The sequence below is a fragment of the Ochrobactrum sp. P6BSIII genome (assembly GCF_014138065.1).
Taxonomy (GTDB): domain Bacteria; phylum Pseudomonadota; class Alphaproteobacteria; order Rhizobiales; family Rhizobiaceae; genus Brucella.
The window spans coordinates 154,449-178,769 of the sequence record NZ_JACGXB010000001.1; the positions used below are offsets into that span (position 1 = coordinate 154,449).

Here is a 24,321-nt window from a genome sequence, read left to right on the forward strand (position 1 = left end):
GATCGGAAATTGCAGAATACGACGAGTTTCACCCATCATGCAGACGCAAGCGCGTCCTCGCAAGTCTTGAAAGCAGCAATTCCCCGTTATCGCCCGTCTGAGACCACGACAAAATCCGCCAGGCGCGATTGTCCCACGACGAGTTGCGCATTGGGAATGTCGTTGGAAAGTGCGCGATTGCGGGCCGTCTCCTCGTCGAAACCGAAAGAGAGCCAGCGGTCGATCAATCGCCGTTCCAGTACCGGAAAAGGCACATCAAGGCGGATCGTCATGTCGAAAAACGGCGCCAGTCTCGACCATGGTTGCTGGTCGAGCAGCAGATAATTGCCTTCCACCAGAAGCACGCGATGCTCGGGGCCGACCACCGAGGCCGCCGCGCGGGAAAGCTCCAGCGAACGGTCGAACACCGGAATGAACACTTCTTCCCGCGCGTGTTTCAGCCGTTCGAGCAGCGCCGCAAACCCGGCGCAATCGAAAGTCGGCGGCGATCCTTTGCGACTGCGCAGACCACGCTGATCGAGAATCACGTCATCAAGGTGAAACCCGTCCATCGGCACGACGATGGACGGTGCGTCATCACCCTTGTTAAGGGCGGCGCGCAGCTCTTCAGAGATCGTAGACTTGCCTGCGCCCGGAGGGCCGGCAATCGCAACGATCAACCGGCCATCATCCTCGGCAAGCCGCGCAAGAATTTTTGAAGGCAGGGCTTCGCGGTCGATAGGCATCATGTCCGGTTTCCGTATTCTGTCCTTGCCGATGGGTGGGCTGACAGATGCAGCGATTCGAGCGGCCCGCTCAAGAAAACTATGCAGCCTCGGCCTTCGGTCGCATCGCGCCCGTCATCAGAGCCACGGCGTCAGACATCGAATATTCCTTGGGGTCGATCACCGTCAGGCGACGTCCGAGCCGGTGAATATGGATGCGGTCGGCCACTTCGAACACATGTGGCATGTTATGCGAGATGAGCACAATCGGCATGCCCCGCGCCTTGACGTCCTGAATCAGCTCCAGCACGCGGCGCGATTCCTTGACGCCGAGCGCTGCCGTCGGCTCATCCATGATCACGACCTTGGACCCGAAAGCGGCAGCACGCGCCACCGCAACACCCTGGCGCTGCCCGCCGGACAGCGTCTCCACCGCCTGGCCAATGTTCTGGATGGTCATCAGACCCAGTTCCGTCAGCTTGTCGCGGGCGATCTTCTCCATCGCGCCTCGGTCGAGCATACGGAACACCGAGCCAAGAGGTCCCTTGCGGCGGATTTCCCGCCCGAGAAACAGATTGTCGGCAATGGAAAGCGCAGGCGACAGAGCGAGGTTCTGATAAACCGTCTCAATTCCGGCATGCCGGGCTTCCATCGGCGAATGGAAGCTGACCGGCTTGCCGTCGAGCTGGATTTCGCCTTCGTCGGGCTTGATCGCGCCGGACAGCGCCTTGATGAGCGATGATTTGCCGGCACCATTGTCACCGATAACGGCGAGGATTTCGCCAGGATAGAGATCGAAATCGGCATGGTCGAGCGCGGTAACGCGCCCATAACGCTTGACCAGACCTTTTGCCGAGAGAACAGGTGTAGCCGAGTTTGTCATGCGGCAGCCTTTCTGATCCATTGGTCGATGGCGACAGCGGCGATAATGAGAACGCCAATCAGGAGATAGGTCCATTGCGGATCGGTGCCCCAAAGCCGCAGGCCGAGCGAGAACACGCCGACAATCAGCGCGCCGAACATGGTGCCTAGGATCGAGCCGCGCCCGCCAAAGAGCGAGATACCGCCGATCACCACAGCCGTGATGGATTCGATATTGGCGAACTGGCCTGCGGTCGGTGACACGGAACCGAGGCGACCGATCATTGCCCACCCGGCCAGAGCGCAGATGATACCGGCCAGAACATAGACCGACATCAGGATCGGCTTGACCGAAACGCCGGACAGCTTTGCGGCCTCCGGATCATCGCCGATGGCATAGACATGGCGGCCCCAGGCGGTGTGGTTCAGCACATACCAGAGCAACAGCACCAAAAGCACCATGGCGATCACGCCATAGGTAAACACAGCACCACCGACGCGAATGCTCTCGCCGAAAAATTGCAGGATCGGCGCTTGCGCGGTGATCTCCTGCGCGCGGATGGTTTCATTGGCCGAATAGAGGAAATTTGTCGCCAGAATCACCTGCCACATGCCGAGCGTGACAATGAAGGGCGGCAGGCGGACATAAGCGACAAGAAAGCCGTTGATGAAGCCGCAAAGCGCGCCGGTCGCAAAGCCAAGCACGATGGAAAGCTCGGCTGGCAGGCCATAGCGGAAAGTGAACTGGCCCATCACCACCGATGACAGCACCATGATCGCGCCGACCGAAAGATCGATACCGGCAGTGAGGATGACCAGCGTTTGCGCTGCGGCCACGATACCTGTGATGGCGACCTGCTGGAGAATGAGCGTGAGCGCAAAGGCGGAGAAGAACTTGCCGCCCAATGTGACGCCGAACACCACCAACGACAGGACCAACACGATCAGCGGCACGGCTGCCGGATTGTGATGCAGAAACTGGCGGACGCGGTAAACGGTCGAACGATCGCCCGCATCGAAGGAGGCGACGTCGGTTGCGCTTTGCGACAGGGTTGTCTCAAATGCCTGCATCGACGGTTTTTGTGCAGCGGATGCCGCCTGTGGCTCACTCATGATTGTCTCCTGCTTTCGCCCGCAGAACGATCCGGCAAATCTGACGACTCACCGGACCGGCATTTCAACGACGGATCAGCCCCAGCACTTGCCGAGCGCCGTCTTGGTATCGATGGACGGCACGCCATCGACGGGCTTGTCAGTGACGAGTGTCACGCCCGTATCGACGAAGGTTTTGCCCTCGGTCGGCTTCGGCTTTTCGCCAGTATCGGCAAATTTCTTGATTGCCTCGATGCCAAGCGACGCCATCTGCAACGGATATTGCTGCGAGGTTGCGCCGATCACGCCAGCCGCAACGTTCTTCACGCCGGGACAGCCGCCATCGATGGAAACAATCAGTACATCCTTTTCACGCCCCACTGCCTTCAACGCTTCATAAGCGCCAGCAGCGGCAGGTTCGTTGATCGTGTGCACGACATTGATGGTCGGATCTTTCTGGAGAAGGTTTTCCATGGCGCGGCGACCGCCTTCTTCATTGCCGTCGGTCAGATCGCGACCGGCGATGCGTGGATCGTCCTCATCGCCAAGCTTGCTCTTGTCCTTCGGGTCAATGCCGAAGCCGACATCGAAGCCCTGATCGCGCAGAACGTCGACGCTGGGCTGCGAGGCTGTCAGGTTGAGGAAGGCGACACGCGCATCCTTTGCCTTGTCGCCAAGCGTTGATGCGGCCCATTTGCCGACCAGCTCACCGGCCATGAAATTGTCGGTCGCAAAAGTCGCGTCTGCCGCATCCGCCGGTTCCAGAGGCGTGTCGAGCGCGATGATCAGAAGACCAGCATCACGCGCCTTTTGCAGCGTCGGCACGATGCCCTTGGTGTCAGAAGCCGTGATGAGAATGCCCTTGGCGCCATCGGCGATGCAGGTTTCAACGGCTGCAACCTGGCTTTCGGAATCGCCGTCGATCTTGCCCGCATAGGTCTTGAGGTTGACGCCAAGTTCCTTGGCCTTGGCGACAGCGCCTTCTTTCATCTTGACGAAAAAGGGATTGGTGTCGGTCTTGGTAATCAGGCACGCGCCAACATCGGCGGCATGCGCAGGCAGCGCTGCAACACCAAGCGTGAAGGCAGCAAAGGCCGCCGACAGAACTGTCTTCTTCATGAACTCCTCCCAGAGTGAAACCGGTCCTTTTCCCCCGGCATGCCATGAGGAAAACACGGCTTTGAAACAGAGTCAATTAATAAATCCACTTGATTTATTAATGTGCTGTGTCACTCTCACCATCGGAGGAGAGAGCCATGGGAGGCTGGAGGCCGCACTCAAAAGCGCGAGCAGCTTGCTGCATAAGCTTTTGTTTTTATTTCATATCCCAAAGAAGAAGGCTTTTTCTCCTGCGATGAATGGGTTAGGAACCTCGCCGTGCCCGAACACGACAGTTGCAAATTCGTCAGGCCGTGGCGAAACGAGTGATTTTCGAGCACCGGAGCGGAGCGTACTTAGAAGTACGTGAGCACCGGAGCACAGGAAATTGCTCGTTGCAGACCGGCATCACGAAGAATGCAACTGTCGTGTCAAGCGTGGGATTTGGGAGAGAAAATGGTCAGGCATCATCCGGAACAGGACGTTTCCGAGCCGAGGGACGGACCGGCAGGTTCGCCCGGCCCTGCCATGCAGAAATTTGCCGAACCGGGCGCGAACATCAATCGTGGTTCCAACCAGATCGGCGTGCGCGCCTATAATGAGCGGCTGGTTCTCGCGCTCGTTCGCAGACATGGCGCACTGGCCCGGGCCGACATTGCGCGCCTGACCGGTCTTTCGGCGCAGACCGTTTCCGTCATCATTCGCGCTCTGGAAAAAGACGGGTTGATCACCCAAGGCGAGCGCGTGCGCGGGCGCGTCGGCCAGCCTTCCATGCCGATGCGGCTTGCTGCCGACGGTGTTTTCTCCTTCGGCCTCAAGATCGGACGACGCAGCGCGGAAATCATATTGATGGATTTTCTGGGCGCGATCCGCGAACGCAGGCACATCACCTATCGCTGGCCGGTGCCTGACGAAATTCGTCGTTTCGCCTTTGACAGCATTGCCGCTTTCACCGCCGCACTTGATCCGGACAAGCGCGATCGCATTGCAGGTCTCGGCATCGCGTTGCCTTTTGAACTGTGGAACTGGGTTGAAGAAGTGGGCGCGCCCGCCGCCGACATGAATGCGTGGCTTGATGCCGATCTCGTCAACGATTTCGGTGCGGTCTTTCCGTTTCCCGTGTTTCTCCAGAATGACGGCACGGCGGCCTGTGGCGCGGAACTGACCTTCGGGCGCGGACCAGAATTCACCGATTTCGTCTATTTCTTCATCGGCTCCTTCATTGGCGGCGGCGTGGTGCTGAACAATACGCTCTATCCGGGCCGCACGGGCAATGCCGGTGCGCTTGGTTCCATGCCGATGCGCATGCGCAGCGCCGAAGACGGCCGCGCGACATTGCAGCTGATCGATACCGCCTCGCTTTTCGTGCTGGAGCGACTGTTGCAGGAGCAGAATATTTCATCCGACGATCTGTGGCTATCGCCCGAAAGCTGGCACAATTTCGGCGAGCCGCTGGACGCATGGATTGCACTTGCCGCACGCGGGCTTGCCCATGCGGCGGTGGCGGCGGCGTCGATCATCGATTTTCCAGCGGCCATCATCGATGGATGGCTGCCGGAAGGCGTTCGCCATCGCATTGTCGAAGCAACGCGGGCCGAACTTTCCCGTCTCGATCTTCAGGGTCTCAGTGCGCCAGAAATCATCGAGGGCAAGGTGGGCGTGCACGCCAAGGCAATGGGTGCCGCAAGCCTGCCGCTCTCTAACCGCTATCTGTTCGACCAGAGCGTATTGTTCAAGGATGCAGGCTAGCGCCCTTGATGGCCTTGTCGATATCCTTCTTCGGACCATAAAGCGCCAGCCCGACCAGATCGGGCGCATCTGCCGGTTCTGTCTTGAACACTGCGCGGTTGGCTTCGTCATGGCCGGTCTCGAACATGGCCCGCACATAAGGCGCGCGCACCAGATCGCGCTGGATCGATTGCTGCCATGCCCGTTGCAGGATTTCCGGCGTTGCGGCGAAAATCAGCATCGGCTGCCCCAGAAGCGGCGCATGGCGTCGGCCCGACGCATCCTCATAGGGCGTACCCATTGCATCAGGCACCGCGCCGGATATGCCGGTTGCGATAAAGGCGGTCACGTTTAGTTTCTGCCAGATAGGCAAATCGTTCAGGACAAGAATGGCTACTTTGGTATCGAAAATCATCGGTTCTTCCTCTGTTCGAGAGAAGACCTATCTCTTCGCGGCTGCAATTTCTGGAACGTTTGTGCGTCCCCGCCTATAAGCTGCCGGTGTCATGCCATAAGCCCGCCGGAACCAGCGCCCCATATGGCTCTGGTCTGCAAAGCCGCTGAGCGCTGCGGCTTCCGCTGGCGGCACTTTCTCTCGCAACAGGCGGCGCGCTTCGGCAAGCCGCAACTGCACCAGATAGGCATGGGGTGATGTGCCAAACTCACGCCGAAACCCGCGTGAAAGCTGAAACCGGTCCGCAGCACCTGCGGCTTTTGCCAGTTCATCCAGCCCGAATTCTTCATCGAAGCGCGCACGCAGATACTCCATCGCACGGGCGGCAACGGGATGCGGCACCGAACCCGTCTCCGGCCTCTCCTGCCCTAAATGCCGCGCCAGATGCTGCGTAACCTGATCGCGATAATCCTCGACCATCAGCTGCGGCGCTTGCAGAAAGATTGCTTCGCAGGCACGTGCGATAGCTTGAAACAACTGCTGGTCATCGGCCAGCGTTTCGCGAAAACCGATATGCGCGTCATTGCCGCCCATCGCATCGCGGATCAGCGATTGCGGCATATAGAGCATATTGTAGGTGAAACCGTTCGCCTCAATCGCCTGCCCATCGTGGCATTCGCCCGGTTCGATGAGAATCACCCGGCCCGGCGTGCTCTGCCGCCGCTTGCCGCGACAGAAAAAGTCCTGCACGCCCGCATGTGTTACACCGACAAGCCATTCGTCATGGAAATGCATGTCATAGGCATGGCTGTGGAAACGCGCAGCAACGGCTTCAAGTCCCGTGGCATCGTCGCGTTTCAGGCGCATGACATCGCGGGCGTCGTGGCCATGGTGGTTCATGTCGGTCATCGGATAAATTTGTAGCACATCGCGTCACAAACACACGCTTTGTTATTTTCAATCAATAAGTTTGATCTATCTTGTCTTGCAAAGGGCACAAAAGCCGACAAGTTAACCGCTTGAAACCATTGGACCGAACGGGAAAGATATGACCGTCAAGACGATTGCGACCACGCCTTTTCAAGATCAGCAACCGGGCACCTCAGGCCTGCGCAAGAAGGTTCCTGTATTCCAGCAGCCCAACTATGCCGAAAACTTCATCCAGTCGGTTTTCGATGTGCTGGAAGGGTTTGAAGGCAAGACGCTGGTGGTTGGCGGCGACGGGCGCTTCTACAATCGCGAAGTGATCCAGAAGCTCATCAAGATCGCGGTAGCCAACGGCTTCGGTCGTATCATGGTCGGTCAGGGCGGCATTCTGTCGACACCGGCCGCGTCCAACATGATCCGCAAATACAAGGCTTTCGGCGGCATGATACTGTCGGCGAGCCATAATCCCGGCGGCCCGAAGGAAGATTTCGGCATCAAATACAATATCGGCAATGGCGGCCCGGCACCGGAAAAGATCACCGAGGCGATCTTCGCACGCTCCAAGGTGATCGATCAGTACAAAATCGCCGAGGTGGCCGATGTCGATATCGACAAACTCGGCAGTACCAAACTGGGTGACGCCGAGATCGTCATTTTTGATCCGGTGACCGACTATGCCGAGCTGATGGAAAGCCTGTTCGATTTCGACGCCATCCGCGCCATGATCAAGGGCGGTTTTGGACTCAAATTCGACGCCATGCATGCCGTGACCGGTCCTTACGCCAAGGAAATTTTCGAGCGCCGTCTCGGTGCACCGGATGGCAGCGTCGTCAATTTCGTTCCGCTGCCGGATTTCGGCGGGCATCACCCCGATCCGAACCTCGTCTATGCAAAAGATCTCTACGATCTGCTGATGTCAGACGACGCGCCAGATTTCGGTGCAGCCTCCGATGGCGACGGCGACCGTAACCTGATCATCGGGCGCGGCATTTTCGTCACCCCTTCCGATTCGCTCGCCATGCTCGCCGCCAATGCGCATCTGGCACCCGGATATAAGGGTGGCATCAAGGGCATCGCGCGTTCCATGCCCACCAGCGCCGCCGCCGACCGTGTCGCGGAAAAGCTCGGCATCGGCATGTATGAAACGCCGACCGGCTGGAAATTCTTCGGCAATCTGCTGGACAATGGCAAGGTCACGATCTGCGGCGAAGAAAGCTCCGGCACGGGCTCCGATCACGTGCGTGAGAAAGACGGCCTGTGGGCCGTGCTGCTCTGGCTCAACATTCTGGCCGTGCGCAAGGAAAGCGTGAAGGCCATTGTCGAGGAACATTGGGCGCGCTTCGGGCGCAATTATTACACCCGCCACGACTATGAAGCGGTCGATTCGGATATCGCGAACAAGCTGGTGGCCGACCTGCGCGGCAAGCTTTCGAGCCTGCCGGGCACCACGGTCAACGGTTTGAAGATCGAGAAGGCCGACGACTTCGCCTATCATGATCCGGTCGACCATTCGGTGAGCGAGCATCAGGGCATCCGCATCTATTTCCCCGATGGCGGGCGCGTCGTGCTTCGCCTGTCCGGCACGGGCACGTCGGGCGCAACGATCCGCATCTATATCGAACGCTACGAAGCGGATACCGCCAAGCACAATCTCGATACGCAGGAAACACTTGCCGCACTGATCGACGCTGCGGAACAGATCGCCGAAGTCAAGAAGCGCAGCGGACGCGACGCTCCGTCGGTGGTCACCTGATCAGTTAGGGAATAGGGGAATAGGGGAATAGGGGAATAGGGGAATAGGGGAATAGGGGAATAGGGGAATAGGGGAATAGGGGAATAGGGGAATAGGGGAATAGGCTAGCAAGGCAGAAACCTTGTTCAAGCGCTCTTTTCACTTATTCCCCTACTGCCTTACTCCCCTACTCCCTTAATCGAACACAATCGCCGGAGCTGGCCGACCAGCCCCGTTGCCGCCCTTCATGTTTTCCCAGACCTTCGAGGCGATATCGAGGTAGATTTTCGCGTGCTCACTATCCGGCTCGACCACCGTGACCGGTGTGCCATTATCCGAATGGGCGCGGATATCCATATGCAACGGCACTTCGCCGAGGAACGGCACATTGAGGCGCTCGGCCTCCTTGCGCGCGCCGCCATGACCGAAAATATCGTAACGCTTGCCGGTATCCGGCGCGATGAAGTAGCTCATATTCTCGACAATGCCGAGCAACGGCACATCCACCTTGCGGAACATCGAAAGGCCCTTGCGTGCGTCGATCAGCGCAAGATCCTGCGGTGTCGAGACGACGACCGCACCAGCCAGCGGCACCTGTTGCGCCATGGTCAATTGCGCATCGCCGGTGCCCGGAGGCATGTCGACGACGAGGACGTCAAGCTCACCCCAAGCCACTTCGCGCAGCATCTGCGTCAGCGCCGACATGACCATCGGCCCGCGCCAGATCATCGGCGTTTCCTCATCGACCATGAAGCCCATGGACATGACCTTGAGGCCGTAATTTTCCATCGGCTTCAGGATGCGGCCTTCAATCGTTTCCGGACGACCGGTGAGGCCCAAAAGACGCGGCATGGACGGGCCATAAATATCGGCGTCGAGAATGCCGACCTTCAAGCCATTGGCCTGCAGACCGAGCGCGAGATTGACCGCTGTGGTGGACTTGCCCACGCCACCCTTGCCGGATGCAACAGCGATGATCGCGCCGACACCGGGAATGCCGGGCTTTTGCGCCGCACGTTGCGGTGGCGAGGGATGACGATGTTGCGCAGGTGCGGCGGCAGCAGGGCGTGGTTGCGGCTTTGGCGGCGGCGGAGCGTCGTCGCTGGTGCGACCGCCTCGCTTTTCCGCCGTCAGCGTGACCAGTGCACCGGAAACGCCGGGTATTTCCTTCACGGCCTTTTCCGCTGCAACCCGCATGGGTTCCAGCCCGTCTGCGCGTTCCGCTGGAACCGTGATGGAGAAGAAGACTTTGCCGTCGGCAATAAAGATATCCGATACCAGTCCGAGCGACACAACATCGCTTTCGAAGTCCGGTCCCGTCACGGTCTTCAGCCGCTCCAGAACCTGTTCGCGCGTTACGCTTGCCATTTCGATTCCCTTGACTAGGGGAGTAAGGGAATAGGGAAGTAAGGCAGTATGTTCCTCGAAACGAACACACCGCGCGACCACCTATTCCCTTACTCCCCTATTCCCATATTGCCTTACTGTTACTGCCTTATTCCCATTTCACCAAGAGGCCAATACCCATTCAGGCCGCTTCCTCGCAGACGGCAGCTTCGGGGCGGTGCCCCATGAGATAAAGCGCGCAGGTGGTACGCAGCATGGAGGCGAAATTAGGGATCGCGCCATTGGCCTCCAGCGCCTCATCATAGAGCGTGGAGATAAAGCGCGGTGTGGTCAGATTCTGGCTGGCCGCGATCTCATCCAGCAGGCGCCAGAATGTGGCCTCCAGCTGAATGCTGGTGGAATGCCCGCCAATGCGCACGGAGCGATTGATCTGCCGGTAGCCTTCCGGGTCCTGCTCAGCGAAAACCTTGCACATGGGTTCCTCCATTACAGAGCACATCCCGAAAAGTGTGAAACGGTTTTCGGAAAAGATGTGCGCAGAAATAAACTTCAGAGCGCCGATCTGTTTCCAGATTGAAAAGCGCTCCCTCGAGAGCACGAACTGCGCTGTGGTAGCCGATTGCCACCACGCCGTCGTTTTTTCTTTCATAATCGACAACCAGTGAGACAATCGCAAGCCGCTTTTGCTGAAGCGCTGCCAAAAATGACATGCAAGAAATAGGAGTCCCTTGTGGCTAAAGCCATTCATTCGATGATCCGCGTTCTCGACGAGGAAAAATCCGTTTCCTTCTACCAGCAGGCCTTCAAGCTCGACATTGCAGAACGCATTGATTTCGAAACATTCACCCTGATCTATCTGCGCAATGCGGAAGCCGACTTTGAAGTCGAGCTGACGGTCAACAAGGGTCGCACCGAACCATACAATCTGGGCGACGGATACGGCCATCTTGCCGTGGTCGTGGACGATGTCGACGCCGAACATGTCCGTTTCACCGCGCTTGGTTTCAAGGTCGGCAAGCTTGTCGATTTCAAGAACAACGGCGTGCAGCTCGCCCGCTTCTTCTTTGCCGAAGATCCGGACGGGTACAAGATCGAAGTTCTGCAGCGCGGCGGCCGTTACCAGTAAGCCGCCCTGCACCTGTATCGCCTGTCATGGCCGAGAGGAGCGGCCACGACAGACGCCAGCGTTCCCGGTGGCGACAATTCGCCGGGGGCGCGCAGCCAGCCCATTCATTCCGGATGGGCAAGCAAAGGAGGAGAACCGAATGACCACCGTTTTCGACGGTCTTTCCACCCACGAAAAGAAGAAGCTCTCCCGCCGCGACCTCTTGAAGCGCGGTGCGGGCCTGAGCCTTGGGGCCATGCTGGTCATCAGCGGCAATGCCGTTATCTGCCCGCAATTTGCATGGGCGCTTGAGACAACGACGCTCAAGCCCGAAACCATGGCGACGCTGATCCAGCTCGCACGCGATATCTATCCGCATGACAAGCTTCCCGACCGGTTTTACGCCATTGCCGTCAAACCCTATGACGCGGATTCCGCCAAGGACGAAACGCTGAAAAAGCTGATCGAAGACGGTGTTGCCGATCTGAACAAACGGGCCGGAGCCGGAGGATATCTCGGTCTGGGCTGGGAGGAAGAGCGCGTGGCGATCCTGCACGATATCGAAGAAAGCCCCTTTTTCCAGAAGGTGCGCAGCGGACTTGTGACCGGCCTTTATAACCAGAAGGATATCTGGCCGCTCTTCGGCTACGAAGGCGAATCCTATTCCAAGGGCGGTTACATCAAGCGCGGCTTCGACGATATCGAGTGGCTTTAGAGCATTTCCAGCAAAAGTGCGTAGCGGTTTTGCGTGGGATAATGCGTAAAAACAAAAGTCCGGATCAAGCTCAACCGAACCAATTTCACAGCGGCATCACCGTCCGGCAAGCGCCATGCGCTTTGCGGAAACGGCGAAGCATTGGGAGGAAACCATGGCTGCTCCATATGATCTCAAGGACGACAAGGTCGTCGTCATCATCGGTTCCGGCGCTGGCGGCGGCACGCTCGGCAACGAGCTGGCGCAGAAAGGCATTGACGTCGTTATTCTGGAAGCCGGAAAGCGCCACGAATTCGAAGACTTCATCAATGACGAATGGGATAGCTTTGCGCAGCTCGCCTGGCTGGACAAGCGCACCACATCAGGCGACTGGCGGGTTGCGAAGGATTTCCCGAATCTGCCCGCATGGATCGTCAAGGCGGTCGGCGGCACCACCACGCACTGGGCTGGCGCATCGTTGCGTTTTCAGGAACACGAATTCCACACGCTGACCAATTACGGCAAGCTGGAAGGCGCAAACCTGCTCGACTGGCCGATCACCCTTGCCGATCTGGAGCCTTATTATACCAAGGCCGAGGACAAGATGGGCGTGACGCGCACCAACGGCATTGAAGGCCTGCCCGGCAACAACAATTTCAAGGTGCTGAAGGCTGGTGCCGACAAGCTCGGCTACAAGGAATGCCATACCGGCCGCATGGCCATCAATTCCGCGCCGCGCGATGACCGCATGGGCTGCCAGCAGACCGGTTTTTGTTTTCAGGGCTGTAAATGGGGCGCGAAATGGTCGACGCTCTATACCGAAATTCCAAAGGGCGAGGAAACCGGCAAGCTGGAAGTTCGTCCCGAATGCACCGCGCTCAAGATCGAGCACAATGCGGCTGGCAAGGTGACGGGCGTGCTCTATGCCGACAAGGACGGCAAGCAGCATCTGCAAAAAGCGCGCGTTGTCTGCGTTGCGGGCAATTCGATCGAAAGCCCGCGCCTGCTGCTCAACTCCGCCTCGTCGAAATTCCCAGACGGCCTCGCCAATTCATCGGGGCAGGTCGGGCGTAATTACATGCGTCACACCACAGGCTCGGTTTACGCCTCGTTTGAAAAGCCGGTTCACATGTATCGCGGCACGACCATGGCCGGTATTATCCGCGACGAAGCGATCCACGATCCGAAGCGCGGCTTTGTCGGCGGTTATGAAATGGAGACCATTTCACTCGGGCTTCCCTTCATGGCGGCGTTCCTCAATCCGGGCGGCTGGGGCCGCAGCTTCACCTCGGCGCTGGATGATTACGTCAATATGGCGGGCCTCTGGATTGTCGGCGAGGACATGCCGCAGGCGGATAATCGCATCACATTGAGCAAGGATGTGAAAGACGAGCACGGCCTGCCGGTGCCGGATGTGCATTATAGCGATCATCCCAACGATGTTGCGATGCGTACACACGCCTATGCGCAGGGCAAGGCGCTTTATGAAGCGGTGGGGGCCGTTCGCACCTTCCCGACGCCGCCCTACCCCTCAACGCATAATCTCGGCACAAACCGCATGAGCGAAAAGCCGGAGGACGGCGTGGTGAACAAGCATGGGCAGTCGCATGACATCAAGAACCTGTTCGTGTCGGATGGCAGCCAGTTCACAAGCGGCGGTGCCGAAAATCCAACCCTGACCATCGTGGCGCTTGCCATCCGTCAGGCGGATTACATTGCCGAGCAGATGAAAAAGCGGACGATCTAGTCAGACAGAAAACATTCTCCCCTGACCGCAGCAAACAGAACCGGCGCGACCAATTCGCGCCGGTTCTGTTTGGCGCTTGGCAAAGATGCGCGGTTTGGACTAGATAGGCTCCGCAGAACAATGAGAGGCACCCGGTTGAAGCTCAACGCGCGCCAGTTTCGGAGCAGTCTTGCAATACGCCTGTTGAGCGTATTGGCTTTGATGCTCGTGGCATTCGCGCATAAGCCGGTCGATCTGAATGCTCTCGACAGTTTTCAGCTGGCGCAATACCAGCTGCCTGATGGAACCTATCCTGTCATCTGTATCAGCGATCAGGGTGAAAATCAGGATCACCACGGCCATGACAAGCATCTGAGCAGCGAAAGCTGCGAGGCCTGCCGTATCGCCTCCGGTTTCCTGTGCCCAACGCCTGACAGCTCGACCGGCCCTTCACCGCATATCGCGATGGCTGATGGCGTTGTGCCGCCACAGCCGGTTTTGCGCCGCGCAGTCTATCCGCCTTCGGCACCGCCGCAAGCGCCGCCTCTCGCCTGAACACGTCCCGTTTGAACGAATGCGCCTGACAAAGGCTGGCGCGTCTTCCTCACGACTATTCAGGTAATTCAACATGAAAAACTATCGTCTTTTTGCGTCCGCAATTTCGCTCGCAGCCCTTTGCGCTTCCGCTGGCATGGCCAATGCCCATTCGTCGCTCGACCAAAGCGAAGCCAAGGCTGGCAGCTTCTACAAGGCCACATTCCGCATTCCGCATGGCTGCGACGGCAAAGCCACGACAGAAGTGAAAGTGGAGCTTCCGGAAGGCTTTATCGCTGCGCAGCCGCAAGCCAAGGCTGGCTGGAAAATCGAAACCACCAAGGGCGATTATGCCAAGACCTACAAGGTGCATGGCAAGGATGTCACCTCCGGTGTGAAGGAAGTGCGCTTCACCGAAGGCAGCCTGCCAGCCGAGTTCTATGACGAGTTCACCGTCGTCGGCCAACTGGCCAAGTTCGACAAGGATACCACGCTGTCTTTCCCGGTGACGCAGGTCTGTGGTAGCGACGCCTCCGTCGCCTGGACAGAGATTGCCAAGGATGGACAGAACCCGCACGAACTCGAAAACCCGGCACCCCAGCTTCTTGTGCTGGCCGCGACCGGTGCTGACGAGCATGCAGGCCATGATGGGCACGGTGACGGACACGGGGGCCATCACGATCAGGCCGGTCATGCAGCAGAGCCGGTAAAACTCGGCGATCTCACAATCACCTCGCCTTCGGTACGCGCCATGGTGCCCGGCGCCAAGGTGGCAGGCGGCTTCCTGACAATCGCCAATAACGGCAAGGATGCCGACAAGCTCGTATCGGTCACGACAGCGGGCGTGAAGCGCGTGGAAGTCCATGAAATGAGCATGGAAAACAACGTGATGAAGATGCGCAAGCTCGATGGCGGTCTCGACGTGCCTGCGGGCGAAACCGTCGAACTGAAGTCCGGCGGTTATCACCTCATGTTCATCCAGCCCGAGAAGCCTTACACCGAAGGCGAAACTGTGCCGGTCACGCTCCAATTCGAAAAGGCTGGCAAGGTCGAGATCAACTTCCCCGTTACGGCCCAGAATGGCCAGATGGGCGATCATTCATCCGATCATTCCGGCCACTAATTCCCGGAGCATGGGGGCGCAGTGCCTTCTCTCCCCCCTCCACCGGCATTGCGCCCGTTTGCCGCAACCGCTGTCCCCCCACAGCGGTTGCGTATTCATTCAAATGCTGTAAACATGACTATTATAGTCTAGAATAATTCTACACTCTTGAAATATCTAAGCTTTTTAAAAGTTGACTAATTGACTCCAGATCAATTTGCGGCTTTTATACCCTTCGCGCAATCCTGCGCACCTTTGATGTCTGGGCCTTGAACCCTTTCGATTGGAGGACCCAATGGTTGGTCTCGGCGAATGCCGGTCCGCAAATATCGACGGCCTGCCCTGGCAGCTCAGTCTTTTGCCGACCGGATACTGCAATATACGCGGTGAAACGGAACGTCCCGTTCAGCGCAAGCAGGGCAAATGCCTTGCCTCGTATCCGTCTTCCGATGTTTCATCGTGGAGGCGCACATGAATATGCGTATATCGCAGCTGAACGGCGCCAATACCGCAGGCTATTTCGACCGCCTGCCGGAAAAGCTGGTGCTGGAAGGTTATCGTCGCTGGACTGCGGGTTTCGAGACTGGCTCGATTATCCCGTGGGAAATGACCTGGGGTCTCTATTCGGAAGTGCTCGGACCATCGGAGGCGAAGCGCGCTGTCGGCGAGCTTTCGCACTTCATCCGCGTGTTGCGTCATTGTGCAAGCTGCCAGTTGCGTGCGTTCCCGTTTGACTCGCATCATGTCTGCCGCGAGGAATGTCTGACATTGGGGCTGATTTCCGGCCTGCATAATCAGGACGCTCTGTTGCTCGACACGTGCCTTGAGGCCATTGCCTGCAAAAGGCGCTGCGACGATGTGGCAGCTGCGGCAAGCAATTTTGCCGAAGCTTTGGCCGATTTCGGCCAGACTTTGCTGCCAATACCGATTCACGCCATCGACACCGCTTTGAACATTACGCATCGCGCGACTTTTCACTGAGCTGAACAAGTCGAACCCTTTGCGAATAATAACGATTCTGATTTTTAAGTCGTCGCGACGCGGCGCAAGGAGATAGAAATGCAGGCCAGAACCGAACGACGCCTCGGCATTGCCGCTGCCCTCGTACTGACCGCAGCAGCATTTGTCATGCCGGGCGTATCCACCCAGATTGCGCAAAACGACGTTGCGCCACAGAAGCAGATTCACATGGCTTCGGCCGACACACTGCGCGCCGAGTTCCGTCATTTCGTCAGGCTTGGCGAAGCGATGCCGAAGTCGGTCCGCTACGAATAGAATACAAAAAAGGCCGTCTCTGACGGCCTTTTGTTTAAGCATGTATCTCGATGGTCCGGTTAGCCGACGACAATCGGCGCCTGCCCCTGTACGCGATTATACAGGTCGATAATGTCCTGATTCATCAGGCGGATGCAGCCGGACGACATGGACTGGCCGATGGACCACCATTCCGGCGAGCCATGGATGCGATAGCCGGTGTCGCGACCATTCTGGAAAATATAAAGCGCGCGTGCGCCGAGCGGATTCTGCGGACCCGGCTCCTGACCATTGCGGTATTTTTCGAGTTCCGGCTTGCGCTGGATCATTTCCGGTGGCGGCGTCCAGCGCGGCCACTGCTTCTTGTATTGCACATTGGCGCGGCCCTGCCATTCAAAGCCTGCCTTACCGATGCCGACGCCATAGCGAAGGGCTTCGCCGCCCGGCAGAACATAATAGAGGTAATGGTCTTTCAGGCTGACGACGATGGTGCCTGGCGCCTGACCGGTCGGATCAGGCACGATCTGGCGGCGGAACTGCTTCGGCACCTTGTCATAAGGAATGGCAGGCAGCGCATAGGGCCCCTCCTGCACCGATGCATACATGACATCCGGCGTCGTGATGGCGCGATCGACACTGATCTGCGGACGCATCGGCGAGATGCCGCCTGTCGACATCGTATCTACCTGAAAGGCAGACATGTCCATCGTCTGCGAGCAGCCTGCAACACCACTCAGAACGACGGCCCCGGTGCCAAGCAGAAAGCGGCGGCGGCTCAGATCATCACTCAACTTTGACATGCAAAACGCCCAAAACACAGGTGACAGGGAGCAGGCATCATGCCGCTCGGTATTAACCGTAATTTGCAGTCTTATGGTTGAGGAACCGTTAAACTAGGCGCACCGATGCTCATAAAAGAATAGCACCGGCGTGAAAACTCAACCGAGGGATGCAGCGTTTGAAAAGAAAAAGCCGGACGAAACGCCCGGCTTTTCAATCAAATCAAAGGATCGGTCAGTAGTCTTTTTCGTAGAAGATACCGCCGCTGGAATCGCCCTCTGCACCAAGCGCGCCCTTCGCCTTGAGGTTTCGCGTGATGTCGAGATTGACGGTTCCCTTGGTCGAGCCGCCAGAACCCGCTTCCACACCCAGATAGATATTGTCGCGGATGTAGCGCCCGGCGCGAACGGCAGTCTGTCCGTTGCTGTCGGTCACGACATCGAGATCGTCCAGCCCCGTTCCGGCGCGCAGCTTGTTCATGAGCGAATTGCCGCCGGGGCCGCCCGCAAGTTCCGCAGCCGCAGCCGCAAGCTGTGCGATCTGGAAGGCCGACAATTCGCTGATGGAGCGCTTGAAAATCAGCTGCGCCAGCACTTCATCCTGCGGCAGTTCTGGCGACGAGGAGAAGACGATGTTGAGATTATCGACCGTACCCGTGACCGTCACGATGGCCGTGATTTCATTGCCTTCCGAACTGGCCACGAAATTGAGCTGCGGATTGAGATCGCCGACCAGCGTGACATGGCCTTCATCGAAGGTGATGCGCTGGCCGAGAATGCCAATACGACCACGGATCAGATCAAATGAACCAACCGGCTTGATATCACTGACCGGCCCGGTGAGACGAACGCGACCGCCCAATTCCGTATCGAGGCCACGACCACGCACGAAGATCTGGTTCGGTGCATTGACGACGACATCGAGGCGCGGGCCGGCGGAATTTGTCCGCGCCACCGATTTGGCCTTGCCCTTGCGGGTTTCGACCTTGGCGCGTTCCAGCGTTTTCGCAACATTCTTCGGCGTGTTCTTGTGCTCGACGGGCACATAGGTTGCGCCGCCGCCGAGATTTTCCGGCACCGAGATTTCGGCACGCTCCACGTCAATACGACCGCCGATGAGCATATCGCCCGCCAGCGGTCCGGTGATCGTAATGCCGCCATTGACCGTTGCGACGACCAGCTTGCCATCTGCATAACGCGCACGGTCGAGCTTGATATTGATATCGGCAGGGAAATTCGCCGCCGCATTGGTCGATATCGTACCGCTTGCCGACACGGAGCCGCCGCTGCCAAATGCAGCATTGACCTGTCGCAGCGTGATGGTTTCGCCATCCATGCTGCCCATGATGTTGATGCTGTTCACACGGACATTGGTTTCCGGATCGATGAAAGTCGCGCCACTGGTGGAGAACATGCCGCGCAATTGCGGACGATCAAAACCACCGGAAACACTTGCAGTCAGCGTCAGCATACCACTGGCCTGCGCGCCGCGATCCGCGAGGAAGCGATTGGCAAGCACCAGCGGGATGTTGCCGTTGACGTTGACACCAAGTCCCTGACCGGAGAACGGCACCTTGCCGCTTGCGGTGACATTGAGGCCTTGTGGACCGTCCACCGTCAGCGATGAAATATCGACCGCTTTGGCCGCATAGCTGCCTGCTGCCTGCAGGCTGAGCGGGGCAAGACCGTTGTCGCGCAGCGGCTTGGCAGCGAGGCCGGAACCCTTGAGATTGAAGGTGGCCGCAGGATTGGTCAGCGGGCCTGTCACGCGCGCCGTGCCGGTGACATTACCTGCGAGGTCCTGCCCCTTTACAGCGCCGTTAAGTATACCGAGCGGCAGATTGGCCAGCGTCACGTCAACGGCGAGATCGCCCTTGCCGAGCGGCACTCCGCCTTTGGCTGTGACGTCGATACCATTGCCGCTTGCCGCACCCCCGGTCACCCGGGCGTCTATGTTGAGCCGGTCATTGGCAGAGGTGCCCTTGGCGTCGGCATTCAGGGCAGCAATGCCCTGCTTCTTGAGTTCCGCTGCCGTTACGCCGCGCGCCGCCATATCGAAGGCGACATTCGGTGCATCGCGGGAGCCGGTCAGGCGCGCCGTACCGTTGACCGTACCACCGAGACCTAGATCCGGCTTGAAGGTGTTGGCAAGCGCCAGCGGCAGATTGGACAGTGCCACCGACAGATCTAGCTTTTCATCGACAGAGCCGTTGACCTTCACCTGTCCTTGCGTGCCATTGGCGCCGGTGTTGATAACGATATCGCCAAAGGAAATCTCGCTGCCCTTCATGACGATATTCGCCGGTGCGGCAAGATTGGCGCGCAGCGCGCCCTGCTTCACATCGGCGGATGCGAGGCCAAGCTCAAAGCCGCCATCTTTCGGCTCAAGTGAACCGGCGGCATTGGCCACTGTACCAATCTTGAGCTTCGTATTGGCGCTGAAATCGGTCTTGGTTCCGGTGGCGTTGGCCTTGGCGTCGAACGTGTCGATACCGAAAGTGCCGACCATGATATCGCGCGCAGCAGCGTTGCCGTCCACGACAGGCACGCCGAACAGATCCTGTGCGGTCAACGCGACAGTGGCGGACGCAATGTGGTTGCCATTGACCTTTACGCCCTTGGCGTCAGCCGAAACGGTGGCGTTCTGGCGTTCGCCATCAGCTTGCAGCGCGATATCGGCATTGGCCGCACCGGTTGCTTCGGCAAGGAACAGTGCGGCGGCCGTGGAAATATCCGGCGCATCGAGTTTCAGCGCGCCATTGAGCAAACCCTTGGCGGTCTGTGTGACATTGCCGGAGAGATGCGCTCCACCAGCATTGAACAGAAGATTGGTCAGGCGCTTCTCGTCATTGACGATGTCGATCAGCGTGCCAAGTTCGATGCGCTCACCATTGAGGAAGGCATTGCCCGCCAGCTTGCCGGATAGCGCCGCACCCGTGGTGGCGTTGCCGTCGAGCATAGCGTTGAAATCAAGACCGGCATTGGCAAGCTTGCGACCTGCCAGCGTGCCCTGTGGCGCGTCGGCGCGCAGGGCCAGCGCTATCAGCTTGTCGTCGCCGCGCGCACTGCCCTTGATCGTCATGCGACCGGAGGCCTGCTTTGAAACCAGTTTCAGATCGGACAGCATCACGCCGAAATCGAAATTCGCCTTGTCCGATGCGAAAGAGCCATTGGCCGTGATTTCGCTCAGTTCATTGCCGATCCGGAAATCACGGGCCGAAAAACCTTCAGCACTACGACCGATTGCACCGGCCAGACGCACTTCGCCGTCCAGAATATTGTCGACTGCCTCGGTTCCGGTGCGCATGTTCTGCGCCGTGCCGTCAAGATCAAGATAGAATGCGCCACTGATCGGACGAACCGTGCCCTTGGCCTTGACGTCGATACTGCCAGCCAGCTCCTTGTCCGCCAACGCGCCAAACGGCGCAAGGCTTGCGACCTTGGCGGCGATATCGCCATTGAAGACGAAGTCCTCAATATTGCCCTTGAGGTCGAGGCTGAGACCGTTGCCCTCGATATTGGCCTGCGCAAGCTCCACCGGAGAACCGGCGCGCCAGCCGCCATCGATGAGAAGCGCGATCTTGCTGCCCAGTGCTTGCGCCAGCTCCGCGCGCGGCGATGAAATTCCATCCATGCCGCCAGTCACCTTGAACGTGATGTGGCGGTTTGCGGCATCGTTGAGGTTTTCGGCAACACCGCCCATATCCAGCGCAACGCTGGAGGCGGAGATGGTTGCATTTTTCAAACCGTTGACGGCGAGTTTGCCCCTCCAGTCATTGGTAGGACGGTCGCCATAGGAAACCTGAAACCGCGCATTGTCGATATAGGTTTCCGCACCCTTGACCGGCAGCAGGACGCGACCCTTGCTTTCATCGGCAATCGACGCATCAATGCTGAGCTTGTTCAGAAAATGATCATTGCCGGATTCGGCAGCAGCCTTCAGCTTCAATGCGGCGCTTGTCAGCGCCAGATCGTCGAGGCGGAAACCGCCCGCATCTTTCAGGAAGCCATCGGCAGAAAGCACGGTTTCAGCACCGAAGAAGTCGCGGAACACGGGCGGCACCAGAACGGCAATCGGCCCGTTGAAACGGGCTGCGAAAACACGTCCCCCATTGGGCGCTTCGCCTTGACGGTTGAGTGTGAATGCGCCGGTCAGCGTGCGGCTGCCATTGGTGTCGAGCGCCAGATCCACTTTCAATTCATCGAGCGGGCCAGCACCGGTCAAAGTGAGATCAACCGGCGGGCGACCGTCAATATTGAGCAGGTTGGCCACGATGCCATTGGCCGGTTCGGCGACTTTCAGATCGAGGTCGACCTTCTGGTCGGCATTGGCATAGGCCGCGCGCAGGGCAAAACTGCCGCCGGGGCCGTCAAGGCGCTTGATGTTGAAGGTGGAATTGAGCGAGCCATCGGCCAGCGAAAGACTGCCGGTTGCAGAGACTTCCGATTCGAGACCGAAAATCTCCGGTCCGAAATGCAGGCGCGCCACATCAAGCTGGTCCAGATTGATAGAAATCGGCAGTTCGGGCAGGCTGAAGCTCGACGATTCCGGCGACGGCAGGCTGTTATCCGGCAACGGCTTGCGGGCGATATCGATCCGTTCCGCGCTCAGCGACTGGATGCTGAGACGACCGAGCAGCAATGCGGTGCGGCTCCAGTTCAGCTTGGCATTTTCAATGCGCAACCAGACGCCTTCGCGGTCGGCAATGGTGATCAAGCCGATGGAAGCTTCCGACGACAAAACACCGCTGATGCCCGACAGAGAAATGCGGCGGTTCGGCGCGGAAAGCTGGCTTTCAACAAAAGACAGGAAATAGGATTTTTGCTCTTCGTTGCTTTCAGACGCTTCGGCCTGCTGCGTGCTCTGGCTCTGATCCTGCGCCTGTGCGGGCGCGACAATCGATGCCGTGGTCTGCGTATCCACGCCGACAAGCGTAACCCATGCGCCCGGTATGGCCAGCACGGCGGCCACAACAGCGAGAATCAGGAAAAGGAAAACTGCGATAAATCTGGTCAAAACGCCTGTCCTATGCCCACGTAGAATGCATAGCTCGGATCACCCGAGCGGCGGTTAAGCGGTATGGCGACGTCGAGGCGGATCGGCCCGAGGCCGGTCAGGTAGCGTAGACCGCCACCGGCGCCAATGCGCATTTGTTCGGAGAAATCCGGGAACGATTTTTCGCCGACATAGCCCGCATCGACAAAGGCGACCGCTCCGATGGAATCGGTAATGCGGGTGCGCACTTCGCCTGAAGCTTCCACCAGCGAACGTCCGCCGACAATGTTGCCGTTTCCGGCATCGACGCCGATATTGCGATAGGCATAGCCGCGCACCGAGCCGCCGCCGCCAGCAAGGAAGGACAGGCTCGGCGGCAAGTCTTCGATGGAAGCGCCAACGATCGACCCCACTTTCACACGCCCGGCCAGAATCACGCGATCCTTTGCGCCGATGCCGTAATAGGTACGGCCTTCTGCGGTGAAGCGGGTGGCAAAATTGCCATAATGGAATTCGTAGAAGGGCTGGATATTGCCTTCCAGATAAAAGCCCGAACTCGGGTCCGGCTTGTTGTTGCGGCTGTCGTAGAGCACGCTGCCTTCCAGACCCGCAGTCGTGAAGTCGCGCGGACCGAAAGGATAGTCGGTGTAGCGGCCCTGACTTGCCTTGGCATAGATCGCGCCCGACAATTCGTCGCTGAATATCTGCGTGAAGCCGGTTTTGGCGTTGACCGACGTTTCGGTATAGGCGTCGAGCACTTCGCGCTTGGCGTCGAGCGACAAAACGAAATCCGTATCAGGCGTGTAGACACCAGGCTTCTTGAACGTGCCGCCAAGAAGATAGGAATAGTTCTGCGGGCTGAAGGAATTATCCTGCGACCCGCCGATCCCGCTGATCTTGGCATCAAAACGCAGGTTTTCGCCCTTGCCGAACAGGTTGCGGTGCATCCAGTAGCCGGTAACACCGAAGCCGTCGATGGTCGAATATTCCGCACCAAAGCCGAAACGGCGTGGTTTGCGTTCCTGCACATTGAGCGTCATCGGCAGGCTGCCATCCGGCTCGATGGTTTCCGCTTCCTCGAAGCTCATCGCACGGAATACTTCCATGCGGCCAAGACGCTTCTTGGCCTTCTCGATGTCGTCGGGATAATATTCCTTATCGGGCGTCAGGCCGGTCATCCAGGCGATGAATTGCGGGTCCATGCGCGCCGTGCCAACCACGCTGACCGGCCCGTAATGCGCCTTGCGACCCGGATCTAGCGAAACATCGGCAGCCACCGTGTTGCCGTCATGGTCGGCGACCACATCTTCATCCGTCACTCGCGCCTTGGGATAGCCCTGCTGACGCCATGCCTCGACGGCAAGGCGCTCGGCCTTGATGATCGTTCCGGACCGCGCCACCTTACCGGGCGCGAAACCTGCATCCTCGGGTGATTGCACAACATCGCGCTTGTCCGTCGCAGGCGGGGCGATATTGGAAATGGCCGTGCGCGTAAACAGGAATTGCGGCCCCGGATCGACCGAAATCGCCACTTTGGCATTGTTGGGAATATCCGCATCCGGCGGAATGTCGTTTGCCTCGCGGCCATCGACGAGAATCGAGATCGTGCCGCCATAGCGGCCTTCACCATAAAGGGCCGCCAGAATACGCCGATAATCGCCACGGGCCTTGGCAAGCAGACCGGCAGAACCTGAAGCGGGCTTGTCCGCATCTGTAACCAGACCGGATGCGCCTTCGACGACGGATTTCAGATCGGCTTCGGTGCCATCCGCATTCTTGCGATCACCGGTTGTGGCAACCTCGACCTCATAGGTCTTCGGATCGATGATATCTGGATCGGTTTTCTTGTCTTCGCCCCAAAGACGGACGCCAAAAAGCTCAAACGCCAAAGCGGGCGACACGGTAAAGGAGGAAAAATGAGCCGCCAGCAAAAGCATGGCGATGCCTTTTCCCTGTATCGTCCTGTTACTCCAAGTCATACGCGCTACTGTCCGGTTCCTGTCTTTGCGGTCGCCTGGCAGCGTCCCGTTTATTCCCCACCCAGGACGATTTAGGGATTACCATAGGGAGGCCGGGGGGCCAAGCAACAACCTAAAGATTAGTCTCTAGATATGAACGGATTCAGTCAAAGGAGTGTTAACGTTACCACAGCTTTACGCAACGCCCGGTCGCAAGCGGCAAACAGTTCAAGCGAAAAATGCAAAATATGAAGAAGCTTTAAAAAAGGGAGGCGCTCCGGAGGGAACCG

20 protein-coding genes are annotated in these 24,321 nt (G+C 58.5%); 9 read left to right on the forward strand and 11 right to left on the reverse strand.

The features are described from left to right. Positions 1–86: 86 nt before the first annotated feature. The 4 genes from FHW00_RS00670 to FHW00_RS00685 form a co-directional block, all read right to left on the reverse strand. Positions 87–728, reverse strand: a complete 642-nt coding sequence (locus tag FHW00_RS00670) for a nucleoside/nucleotide kinase family protein (RefSeq protein ID WP_078339949.1) — start codon at positions 726–728, stop codon at positions 87–89. Positions 729–804: 76 nt separating this feature from the next. After that, positions 805–1,587, reverse strand: coding sequence for an ATP-binding cassette domain-containing protein (locus tag FHW00_RS00675; RefSeq protein WP_078339948.1), 783 nt, complete (start codon positions 1,585–1,587; stop codon positions 805–807). Then, positions 1,584–2,678, reverse strand: coding sequence for an ABC transporter permease (locus tag FHW00_RS00680; RefSeq protein ID WP_078339947.1), 1,095 nt, complete (start codon positions 2,676–2,678; stop codon positions 1,584–1,586). Before FHW00_RS00680 ends, FHW00_RS00675 begins: the two co-directional genes overlap by 4 nt. Before the next feature lie 75 nt (positions 2,679–2,753). Continuing rightward, the gene (locus FHW00_RS00685; protein WP_078339946.1) at positions 2,754–3,776 is read right to left on the reverse strand and encodes a sugar ABC transporter substrate-binding protein; all 1,023 of its coding nucleotides are present in this window, start codon (positions 3,774–3,776) and stop codon (positions 2,754–2,756) included. A 435-nt stretch (positions 3,777–4,211) separates the two neighbouring features. Here FHW00_RS00685 and FHW00_RS00690 point away from each other — a divergent pair, with 435 nt between their 5' ends. Then, positions 4,212–5,504 carry an ROK family transcriptional regulator gene (locus FHW00_RS00690; RefSeq protein ID WP_078339945.1) on the forward strand — a complete coding sequence of 431 codons (1,293 nt, stop codon included), beginning with the start codon at positions 4,212–4,214 and terminating at the stop codon, positions 5,502–5,504. Here FHW00_RS00690 and FHW00_RS00695 read toward each other — a convergent pair. Then, complete coding sequence (locus FHW00_RS00695; RefSeq protein WP_078339944.1) at positions 5,488–5,898, reverse strand: DUF2000 domain-containing protein; 411 nt, start codon at positions 5,896–5,898, stop codon at positions 5,488–5,490. The two genes, FHW00_RS00690 and FHW00_RS00695, sit on opposite strands and share 17 nt — an antisense overlap. Positions 5,899–5,925: 27 nt before the next feature. Next, the gene (locus FHW00_RS00700; protein ID WP_078339968.1) at positions 5,926–6,786 is read right to left on the reverse strand and encodes an AraC family transcriptional regulator; all 861 of its coding nucleotides are present in this window, start codon (positions 6,784–6,786) and stop codon (positions 5,926–5,928) included. A 139-nt stretch (positions 6,787–6,925) separates the two neighbouring features. Here FHW00_RS00700 and FHW00_RS00705 point away from each other — a divergent pair, with 139 nt between their 5' ends. Continuing rightward, positions 6,926–8,557: an alpha-D-glucose phosphate-specific phosphoglucomutase gene (locus tag FHW00_RS00705; RefSeq protein WP_078339943.1), complete on the forward strand. Its 1,632-nt coding sequence runs from the start codon at positions 6,926–6,928 to the stop codon at positions 8,555–8,557. 174 nt (positions 8,558–8,731) lie between these two features. On the opposite strand, the gene apbC is transcribed toward FHW00_RS00705, so the two are convergent. Next, a complete protein-coding gene (apbC, locus tag FHW00_RS00710; RefSeq protein WP_078337807.1) occupies positions 8,732–9,904 on the reverse strand; it encodes an iron-sulfur cluster carrier protein ApbC in 1,173 nt (390 codons plus the stop codon). A gap of 160 nt (positions 9,905–10,064) precedes the next feature. Beyond that, positions 10,065–10,358 (reverse strand): ribbon-helix-helix domain-containing protein, encoded by a 294-nt coding sequence (locus FHW00_RS00715; protein WP_006471202.1) that lies wholly within the window; start codon positions 10,356–10,358, stop codon positions 10,065–10,067. A 255-nt stretch (positions 10,359–10,613) separates the two neighbouring features. Between FHW00_RS00715 and FHW00_RS00720 the strand changes: the two genes are divergently transcribed. From FHW00_RS00720 to FHW00_RS00750, 7 genes are all read left to right on the forward strand, one after another. Continuing rightward, a complete protein-coding gene (locus tag FHW00_RS00720; RefSeq protein ID WP_078337806.1) occupies positions 10,614–11,009 on the forward strand; it encodes a VOC family protein in 396 nt (131 codons plus the stop codon). Positions 11,010–11,148: 139 nt separating this feature from the next. Beyond that, positions 11,149–11,703, forward strand: a complete 555-nt coding sequence (locus FHW00_RS00725) for a Twin-arginine translocation pathway signal (protein ID WP_078337805.1) — start codon at positions 11,149–11,151, stop codon at positions 11,701–11,703. Positions 11,704–11,857: 154 nt separating this feature from the next. Then, positions 11,858–13,429, forward strand: coding sequence for a GMC family oxidoreductase (locus FHW00_RS00730; RefSeq protein ID WP_078337829.1), 1,572 nt, complete (start codon positions 11,858–11,860; stop codon positions 13,427–13,429). 135 nt (positions 13,430–13,564) lie between these two features. After that, positions 13,565–13,963: a hypothetical protein gene (locus tag FHW00_RS00735; RefSeq protein WP_078337804.1), complete on the forward strand. Its 399-nt coding sequence runs from the start codon at positions 13,565–13,567 to the stop codon at positions 13,961–13,963. A gap of 73 nt (positions 13,964–14,036) precedes the next feature. After that, positions 14,037–15,065, forward strand: coding sequence for a DUF1775 domain-containing protein (locus FHW00_RS00740; protein WP_078337803.1), 1,029 nt, complete (start codon positions 14,037–14,039; stop codon positions 15,063–15,065). Positions 15,066–15,515: 450 nt separating this feature from the next. Then, positions 15,516–16,025: a hypothetical protein gene (locus tag FHW00_RS00745; protein WP_171058689.1), complete on the forward strand. Its 510-nt coding sequence runs from the start codon at positions 15,516–15,518 to the stop codon at positions 16,023–16,025. A 78-nt stretch (positions 16,026–16,103) separates the two neighbouring features. Further along, the gene (locus FHW00_RS00750; protein WP_078337801.1) at positions 16,104–16,319 is read left to right on the forward strand and encodes a hypothetical protein; all 216 of its coding nucleotides are present in this window, start codon (positions 16,104–16,106) and stop codon (positions 16,317–16,319) included. A 59-nt stretch (positions 16,320–16,378) separates the two neighbouring features. Here FHW00_RS00750 and FHW00_RS00755 read toward each other — a convergent pair whose 3' ends face one another. The 3 genes from FHW00_RS00755 to FHW00_RS00765 all read right to left on the reverse strand — a co-directional run bounded on the left by FHW00_RS00755 (position 16,379) and on the right by FHW00_RS00765 (position 24,052). Beyond that, positions 16,379–17,098 (reverse strand): L,D-transpeptidase, encoded by a 720-nt coding sequence (locus FHW00_RS00755; protein ID WP_078337800.1) that lies wholly within the window; start codon positions 17,096–17,098, stop codon positions 16,379–16,381. Positions 17,099–17,312: 214 nt separating this feature from the next. Beyond that, positions 17,313–22,094 carry a translocation/assembly module TamB domain-containing protein gene (locus tag FHW00_RS00760; protein WP_078337799.1) on the reverse strand — a complete coding sequence of 1,594 codons (4,782 nt, stop codon included), beginning with the start codon at positions 22,092–22,094 and terminating at the stop codon, positions 17,313–17,315. Next, the gene (locus tag FHW00_RS00765; protein ID WP_445557888.1) at positions 22,091–24,052 is read right to left on the reverse strand and encodes an autotransporter assembly complex protein TamA; all 1,962 of its coding nucleotides are present in this window, start codon (positions 24,050–24,052) and stop codon (positions 22,091–22,093) included. The genes FHW00_RS00760 and FHW00_RS00765 overlap by 4 nt, the downstream gene beginning before the upstream one ends. Positions 24,053–24,321 lie beyond the last annotated feature (269 nt).